General features: G+C 71.4%; 9 protein-coding genes. 6 read left to right on the top strand and 3 right to left on the bottom strand.

From position 1 onward, the window contains the following. Nucleotides 1-122: 122 nt before the first annotated feature. Nucleotides 123-1301 (top strand): mannose-6-phosphate isomerase, class I, encoded by a 1179-nt coding sequence (manA, locus tag HMPREF0063_RS11285; protein WP_007078803.1) that lies wholly within the window; start codon nt 123-125, stop codon nt 1299-1301. A 15-nt stretch (nt 1302-1316) separates the two neighbouring features. Here manA and HMPREF0063_RS11280 read toward each other — a convergent pair whose 3' ends face one another. Continuing rightward, nucleotides 1317-2402 (bottom strand): mannose-1-phosphate guanylyltransferase, encoded by a 1086-nt coding sequence (locus HMPREF0063_RS11280; RefSeq protein WP_007078802.1) that lies wholly within the window; start codon nt 2400-2402, stop codon nt 1317-1319. A 30-nt stretch (nt 2403-2432) separates the two neighbouring features. On the opposite strand from HMPREF0063_RS11280, the gene HMPREF0063_RS11275 reads away from it, so the two are divergent. The 4 genes from HMPREF0063_RS11275 to HMPREF0063_RS11260 all read left to right on the top strand — a co-directional run bounded on the left by HMPREF0063_RS11275 (nt 2433) and on the right by HMPREF0063_RS11260 (nt 4815). Beyond that, nucleotides 2433-3359, top strand: a complete 927-nt coding sequence (locus tag HMPREF0063_RS11275) for an asparaginase (protein WP_007078801.1) — start codon at nt 2433-2435, stop codon at nt 3357-3359. Nucleotides 3360-3441: 82 nt separating this feature from the next. Beyond that, nucleotides 3442-3897 (top strand): helix-turn-helix domain-containing protein, encoded by a 456-nt coding sequence (locus tag HMPREF0063_RS11270; protein WP_050760945.1) that lies wholly within the window; start codon nt 3442-3444, stop codon nt 3895-3897. Further along, nucleotides 3894-4466: a hypothetical protein gene (locus HMPREF0063_RS16990; RefSeq protein WP_007078799.1), complete on the top strand. Its 573-nt coding sequence runs from the start codon at nt 3894-3896 to the stop codon at nt 4464-4466. The genes HMPREF0063_RS11270 and HMPREF0063_RS16990 overlap by 4 nt, the downstream gene beginning before the upstream one ends. 73 nt (nt 4467-4539) lie before the next feature. After that, nucleotides 4540-4815, top strand: coding sequence for a DUF2516 family protein (locus HMPREF0063_RS11260; RefSeq protein WP_007078798.1), 276 nt, complete (start codon nt 4540-4542; stop codon nt 4813-4815). Here the strand turns inward: HMPREF0063_RS11260 and HMPREF0063_RS11255 are convergent. Further along, nucleotides 4812-5117, bottom strand: coding sequence for a hypothetical protein (locus HMPREF0063_RS11255; RefSeq protein WP_040320249.1), 306 nt, complete (start codon nt 5115-5117; stop codon nt 4812-4814). The genes HMPREF0063_RS11260 and HMPREF0063_RS11255 overlap by 4 nt on opposite strands. A gap of 72 nt (nt 5118-5189) precedes the next feature. Between HMPREF0063_RS11255 and HMPREF0063_RS11250 the strand changes: the two genes are divergently transcribed. Then, entirely contained in the window at nt 5190-5813 is a 624-nt protein-coding gene (locus tag HMPREF0063_RS11250) for an alpha-ketoglutarate-dependent dioxygenase AlkB (protein WP_040320248.1), read from the top strand. A gap of 94 nt (nt 5814-5907) precedes the next feature. Here the strand turns inward: HMPREF0063_RS11250 and typA are convergent, their stop codons facing one another. Beyond that, nucleotides 5908-7773: a translational GTPase TypA gene (typA, locus tag HMPREF0063_RS11245; protein WP_007078796.1), complete on the bottom strand. Its 1866-nt coding sequence runs from the start codon at nt 7771-7773 to the stop codon at nt 5908-5910. Between the last annotated feature and the right edge of the window lie 34 nt (nt 7774-7807).

The following is a 7807-nucleotide window of genomic DNA, read 5'->3' as shown; positions in this document are numbered from 1 at the left end:
GCGGGCGGCCACGGCCGCGCGCGGACGATCGCCCGGACACCGGTGCGGGCTCGTCGGACCGCCCGGCGGGGCGCAAGCCACGCCACCGCTGAGTCGGTGCGGCGTCGTCCTACGATGGCCCGATGCACCGGTTGTTCAACGCGTCCCGCGACTACGACTGGGGATCGACCCTCGACATCGCCCGCTTCCTGGGCGAGCAGCCCGACGGCCGGCCGCTGGCGGAGCTGTGGATGGGGACCCATGAGCTGAGTCCCTCGGAGGTCCAGGTCGACGGCGAGCGGGTGTCGCTCGGCAAGATCGCCGGCGACCTGCCCTTCATGATGAAGGTCCTCGCGGCCGACCGTCCGCTGTCCCTGCAGGTGCACCCGAACATGCAGCTGGCCCGCAGCGGGTTCGCGGCCGAGGACGAGGCGGGCATCCCGCTCGACGCGCCGAACCGCTCGTACAAGGACCCGCGGCACAAGCCCGAGATGGCCTACGCGCTCACCACCTTCGACACCCTCGTGGGATTCCGGCCGACCGCCGAGATCCTCCGGGTGCTCGACGCGCTCGACGCCCCGCTGACCCGCCGGCTGGCCGACGACCTGCGCGCGGCGCCCGGGTTCGAGGGCATCGTGCGCATCATCCAGCAGCTCCTGGCCGGACCGGTCGCCCCCGCCGAGGTGCAGACCGTCGTGGCCGCGTGCCGTGACCTCGTCGACCGGCACGTCGACGTCAAGCGGGCCTACGCCACCGCGGTCGAGATCGCGGAGTTCTTCCCCGAGGACGTCGGCGTGGTGATCTCCCTGCTGCTCAACCGCCTGACCCTGCAGCCCGGCGAGGCGGCCTTCCTCGGGGCGGGGATCATCCATGCGCACCTGCGGGGCATGTGCCTGGAGGTGATGACGTCGTCGGACAACGTGCTGCGGGCCGGCCTCACGTCCAAGCACGTCGACCCGGAGGGTCTGGTCACCTGCCTCGAGCGAGGCATGTCGCGGCTGGCCCGGATCACCCCCGACATCGTCGGCACCGAGACCGAGATCTTCGCCCCCGACGTGGAGGAGTTCGCGCTCGCCGTCACCCAGGTCTCGCGCGCCGACGACGACGGGGTGCCGCTCGTGGCCTCGGGCCACCGCATCGTGCTGTGCACCGGCGGCGAGGTCGAGCTGTTCTGTTCCGAGGAGCGGGTGTCGCTCGTCCGGGGCGACTCGGTGTACCTCGCGCCGGAGGACGGCCCGGTGCGGGCCTACGGCACCGGTGAGGTCGCGCAGGCCTTCACGCCGACCGGCGACCTCGACAGCCGGCTCGTCGACCTGGTCTGACCCGGCGGCCGCACCTCACTGCAGGTCGGCGCGCCCGGCCGCGGCGAGCGCGGCGGGCACCTCCTTGACCCGCTGGGCGTACTCGCGGGTGGTCACCAGGAGCGCGTCGGCCGTGCGAGCGACGACCACCCCGCGCAGGCCGACCACGGCGACCTGGGTGCCGTCGGCGGCCACGACGAGGCCGTCGGCGTCGACCCAGACGGTCCCGGGGGTCGAGGTGGCACCGATGTCGGTCAGCGCGGCGAAGTCGCCGATGTCGTTCCAGCCGAAGCGTCCGGGCACGACCGCCATGCCTCCCTCGAGCGACACCGGCTCGGCGACGGCGTGGTCGATGGCGATGCGGGTGAGGGACGGCCAGACCCCCGCCATCACGTCGTCGCGGTCGGAGGTGTCCCATCCGGCGGCGATCCGCATCAGGCCGGCGTGCAGCCCCGGCTGCAGCCGGGCCAGGTGGTCCAGCAGGACCTGCGCCCGCACCACGAACATCCCTGCGTTCCAGCTGAACGCCGGGTCGGCCACGTACCCGGCCGCCGTCTCGGCGTCGGGCTTCTCGACGAAGCGCACGATCGTGCGGACGTCGGGCCCGCCGTCGATCCCCAGCGGCTCGCCGGCCTCGATGTACCCGAAGGCCGTGGAGGGCTCGGTGGGCGCGATCCCGATCGTGGCGACGAGCCCGCGCCGGGCGGCCGCGACGGCCTGTCGCACGGCGTCCGCGAACGCGGCGTCGTCCTGGATCACGTGGTCGGCGGCGAAGGACCCGATGATCGCGTCGGGATCGCGATGGGCGATGACCGCCGCCGCCAGACCGATCGCGGGCATCGACTCGCGGGGCGAGGGCTCGACCAGCAGACGGGTCAGGTCGGGCAGCTGCTCGTGGACGGCGCCGGCGTGGGCCACCCCGGTCACGACGTGGATGCGCTCGGCGCCGACGAGCGGCTCGAGCCGGTCCCAGGTGGACTGCAGCAGGGTGCGGCCCGACCCGGTCAGGTCGAGGAGGAACTTCGGTCGGGCCTGGCGCGAGAGCGGCCACAGCCGGGTCCCCGCGCCGCCGGCCGGGACGATGGCGTGGAAGTCGTGGAGGGAGGTCGCTGCGTCGGTCACCCGGTCATCGTAGGCGCCTACGCTGGTGCCATGGACGTGCTGGCGGAGGTGGAGCGCTCGGGATTCGTGGAGAGCCGGCACCGGGGGGTGGCGGTGCGCGTCGACCCCTCGGGGCAGGTGGACTGGGCGGTCGGTGACCCGGGCGCGGTGATCTTCCCGCGGTCCAGCAACAAGCCGTTGCAGGCCATCGGCCTGCTGCGCGCCGGACTGCCCCTCGACGGGCGGCTGCTGGCGGTGGCGACCTCCAGCCACTCCGGCGAGCCGGTCCACGTGGAGGCCGTCCGGGAGGTGCTGGGTCTGGCGGGCCTCGACGAGTCCGCGTTGCTGACACCGCCGTCGTACCCGCTGGACCCGCACGAGCACGCCCGTGTGCTGCGGGAGGGCGGCGGCCGGGCGCCGATCCTCATGGACTGCTCGGGCAAGCACGCGGCGATGCTGCTGACCTGCCGGGAGCACGGCTGGCCGGTCGACGACTACCTCGCGCCGGAGCATCCGGTGCAGCAGGCGGTCACGGCGGCCTTCGTGGACCTCACGGGGTCTGCGCCGGAGGTGGTGGGCACCGACGGCTGTGGAGCCCCGCTGCTCGGCACCACGGTGGCGGGGCTCGCAGCCGCCTTCGGCCGGATCGTGCGGCGGTCGACGCCGGAGTCCGCCCGGCTGGTCGACGCGATGGTCGCCCACCCGCAAATGGTCAGCGGGAGCCGCCGCACCGAGCGGCGGTTCATGGAGGCGTTCGGGGGAGCGATCGTGAAGTCGGGTGCCGAGAGCGTCCTGGCGATGGCGTTGCCCGACGGCACCGCCTGGGCGGTCAAGATCGAGGACGGGGGCGAACGGGCCCTCTACGTGGCGCTCGCCAGGGCCCTGCAGGTCGCGGGGCTGGACCACCCCCTGCTCGACGAGCGACCCGAGGTGCTGGGGGGCGGCCGGCCCGTCGGCGCGGTGCGTCCGACCTTCTGACGGTCCGCTCCTCCGGCGGTGTGACGGACCTCGCATGCAGCACTGCTTGCATTTGCTAACTTTTGCAAGCACGATGGTGGACATGGCGAAGCTGCAGGTGACCGACGGGGTCAAGGACACCGTCAAGGACACCGTCGGAGGACTCGGTGAGTACCTCCGCGAGCAGCGACGCCAGGCTCAGCTCTCCCTCCGGCAGCTGTCCGAGGCCGCGGATGTCTCCAATCCGTACCTCAGTCAGATCGAGCGAGGACTGCGTCGACCGTCGGCAGAGGTGTTGCAGCAGATCGCCAAGGCACTGCGCATCTCGGCCGAGTCGCTCTACGTCCGCGCCGGGATCCTCGACGCGGACGAGAGTGGAGCCCGGATGGTCGAGGACGCCATCGCCCTCGACCCGTTGCTGACCGAGCGACAGAAGTCGGCCCTCGTCGACATCTACCGCTCCTTCGTCGGCACCGACGACGCCGTGGGCGACGTCATCGCCGACGAGCTGTCCGGGCAGACCGAGAACACCGACGTCCAGGAGGACACCGCACCATGAGCATCACCGACACCGTCAACGCCCGTATCAAGTCCATCGTCGACGACCTCAAGTCGCTGACCGACGACCTCAAGAAGGTCGACGTCTCCGAGCTGCAGGGCAAGGCCGTCGAGCGCGCCACCTCGACCTACGCCGACCTGGCCAAGAAGGGCGAGGAGTTCGTCGCCACGGCCAAGGGCCTGAAGGTCGACGACGTCAAGAAGACCGTCAAGACCTACCGCGGCAAGGCCGAGGGCCTGGCCGACAAGGTCGAGGACCGGGTCGAGGACGCCGTCGAGGACGCGCAGAAGCGTGCGAAGTCGACCGTGTCCGAGGCGCGCGCCACCGTCTCCAAGGTCGCCCAGAAGTCGCCCGCCGCCAAGAAGGCGCCCGCGGCGAAGAAGGCCCCGGCCGCCAAGAAGTCGACGTCGACGGCGTCGTCGACGACCGCCAAGAAGGCCCCGGCCAAGAAGGCTCCGGCCAAGAAGGCCCCCGCGAAGAAGGCGACCGCCAAGAAGGCTGCGCCCGCGAAGAAGGCCACCACGGCCAAGAAGACGGCCGCGAAGAAGGCCCCGAGCACCAACGCCTGACCGACCACGCGCGAACGGCGGGGCGGGACTCCCTCAGGGGGTCCCGCCCCGCTGTCGTCGGTAGGCTGGAGCGGTGATCGACGACCTCTCCACGATTCAGGGCGTGATCACGCTCGCCCTGAGCCTCACGCTGTTCCTCGTCAAGGCCGCGGCCCTCGCGGACTGCATCGGACGGTCGGCGGGATCATTCGTGGCGGCCGACACGTTGAACAAGCAGGCCTGGCTGATCATCCTGGGTCTGGCGGTCGCCGCCCACCTGGTGTTCTGGTACCCGCTGGGTCTGCTGAACCTCGCGGGGACGGTCGCGGCCATGGTCTACCTGGCCCAGATGCGCGGCTCCCGCTCCTAGCCGGAGTCGCGGGCGCGGCCGACCCGGGTGGGATGCAGCCACCGGGTCACCACGAGCCGCAGGGTCGCGAGGTCCTCGTCGGCGCCGGCCCCCGGCAGCCCCCGGACGTGGCGGTGTCCGACCAGCAGTGCCAGCAGCGCCCGCGCCGACTCGGTGGGGTGCAGCTCACGGTCGACCGTCCCGTCGGCCTGGGCGAGTGCGACCAGGCCGGCCAGCTCGGCCAGGAGGTCCTCCCCGAGGTCCGTCCCCTCGGCGGTGCTGCGGTCGAGCAGGTCCATCAGTCGGTCCCAGGCGGTCGTCACGCGTCTGATCCTATGCGCCGACGCCAGAGCGGCCGCGCGAACACCTGTTCGAATCATCGCTACGATGGTGCCGTGTACGTCCAGCCCTCCCTCCTCGACCACGAGGAACCCGCGGCCGTCGGGTCGCTGGGTGCTGCCGTGCAGCGGCGCAGGCTCTCCCGAGGCGCCTGGGTGGACGTGCGCCCGGGGTGGATGTCGGGTGCCGACGGGCTCTTCCTGGCGCTGCAGACCGAGGTGCGGTGGCGTGCGGAGCGCCGCGAGATGTACGACCGGGTCGTCGACGTGCCGCGCCTGCTGGCGCACTTCGGGGCCGGCCGGCCGCTGCCGGACCCGGCTCTGACCGCCGCCCGCGACGCGTTGTCCGACCACTACGCCGCCGAGCTCGGCGAGCCGTTCGTCACCGCGGGGCTGTGCTACTACCGCGACGGGCGCGACAGCGTGGCCTGGCACGGCGACCGGATCGGCCGTGGGCAGCGCGAGGACACGATGGTCGCGATCGTCTCGCTCGGCGCACCGCGTCGGCTCAGCCTGCGCCCGCGCGGCGGCGGCGAGGCGCTCGGCTTCGTGCTGGGCCACGGCGACCTGCTGGTGATGGGTGGCACCTGTCAGCGGACCTGGGACCACGCGGTGCTGAAGACGGCCCGGCCGGTCGGGCCGCGCATCAGCATCCAGTTCCGTCCCGCCGGCGTCCTCTGACCGGCGGGCGGTAGGTGAGCAACGGAATGGACCCGCCATTCGGTTGCTCACCCACCGCCGCTCGGAGGGAAGGGTTGCTGACCTACCGCTCGGGCTACTTGCGGGCGCGTGCGGCGCGGCTGCGCTCGGTCTGGTCGAGGATGACCTTGCGGATGCGCACGTGCATCGGCGTGATCTCGACGCACTCGTCCTCGCGGCAGAACTCCAGGCTCTGCTCGAGCGAGAGCTTCTTCGGCGGGATCAGCTTCTCGAAGTTGTCGGCACTCGACGCTCGCACGTTCGACTGCTTCTTCTCCTTGGTGATGTTGACGTCCATGTCGTCCTCGCGGCTGTTCTGCCCGACGATCATGCCCTCGTACACCTCGGTCGTGGGATCGACGAACAGCGTGCCGCGCTCCTGCAGGTTGGTCATCGCGAACGACGTGGCCGCGCCGGCGCGGTCGGCGACCAGTGAGCCCTGCTGGCGGGTCGAGATCTCGCCGGCCCACGGCTCATAGCCCTGGAAGACGTGGTTGGCGATGCCGGTGCCCCGCGTCTCGGTGAGGAACTCGGTCCGGAAACCGATCAGACCGCGCGACGGCACGTTGAACTCCATCCGGACCCAGCCGGTGCCGTGGTTCGTCATCTGGACCATGCGGCCCTTGCGGACGGCCAGCAGCTGCGTGATCGAGCCGAGCCACTCCTCGGGCGCGTCGATCGTCAGGTGCTCGACGGGCTCGTGCAGCTTGCCGTTGATCTCCTTGGTGACGACCTGCGGCTTGCCGACGGTCAGCTCGTAGCCCTCGCGCCGCATCTGCTCGACGAGGATCGCCAGCGCCAGCTCACCGCGGCCCTGCACCTCCCAGGCGTCGGGGCGCTCGGTCGGCAGGACGCGGATCGAGACGTTGCCCACCAGCTCGGACTCGAGACGGTCCTTGACCAGGCGCGCGGTGACCTTGGTGCCCTTCTCGCGACCGGCGAGCGGCGAGGTGTTGGTGCCGATCGTCATCGAGATGGCGGGCTCGTCGACCGTGATGAGCGGCAGTGCGACGGGGTTCTCGACGTCGGCCAGCGTCTCGCCGATGTTGATGTCGGGGATGCCCGCGATGGCCACGATGTCGCCGGGGCGCGCGAGCTCGCCGGGCTTGCGCTCCAGCCCCTCGGTGATCAGGAGCTCGGTGATCTTGACGGTCTGGATCGTGCCGTCGCGACGCATCCAGGCCACCTGCTGGTTCTTGCGCAGCTCGCCCTCCTTGACGCGGACGAGCGCGAGACGGCCGAGGAACGGTGAGGCGTCGAGGTTCGTGACGTGCGCCTGCAGCGGCGCGTCGTCGGTGTACTCGACGGCCGGGACGTGCTCCATGATCGTCTGGAACAGAGGGATCAGGTTCTCGCTGTCGGGCATGCCGCCGTCCTCGGGACGGGTGAGCGACGCGCGACCGGCCCTCGCCGAGGCGTAGACGACGGGGAAGTCGAGGGCGTCGTCGTCGGCGTCCTCGGGCAGCAGGTCCATGAACAGGTCGTACGACTCGTCGACGACCTCCGCGATGCGGGAGTCGGGACGGTCGACCTTGTTGACGACCAGGATGACCGGCATCTTCGCGGCGAGCGCCTTGCGCAGCACGAACCGGGTCTGGGGGAGCGGGCCCTCGGAGGAGTCGACGAGCAGGACGACGGCGTCGACCATCGACAGGCCGCGCTCGACCTCGCCACCGAAGTCGGCGTGACCGGGGGTGTCGATGATGTTGATCGTGACGCCGTCCTCGCCACCGGGGCCGGTGTAGCGGACCGCGGTGTTCTTGGCGAGGATCGTGATGCCCTTCTCGCGCTCGAGGTCGCCGGAGTCCATGACCCGGTCGGTGACCTCCTGGTGCTCGGCGTAGGCACCCTGCTGCTGCAGCATGGCGTCGACCAACGTGGTCTTGCCGTGGTCGACGTGGGCGACGATCGCGACATTGCGCAGGTCGTGGCGAATGGGCATGCAGAAGTCTCGGTTTCGTATCGGGGAGGTGCGC

This window comes from Aeromicrobium marinum DSM 15272, from assembly GCF_000160775.2.
GTDB classification, from domain to species: domain Bacteria; phylum Actinomycetota; class Actinomycetes; order Propionibacteriales; family Nocardioidaceae; genus Aeromicrobium; species Aeromicrobium marinum.
Note: the sequence above shows the minus strand (reverse complement) of the source record. Positions and strands in the feature narration are given on the sequence as shown.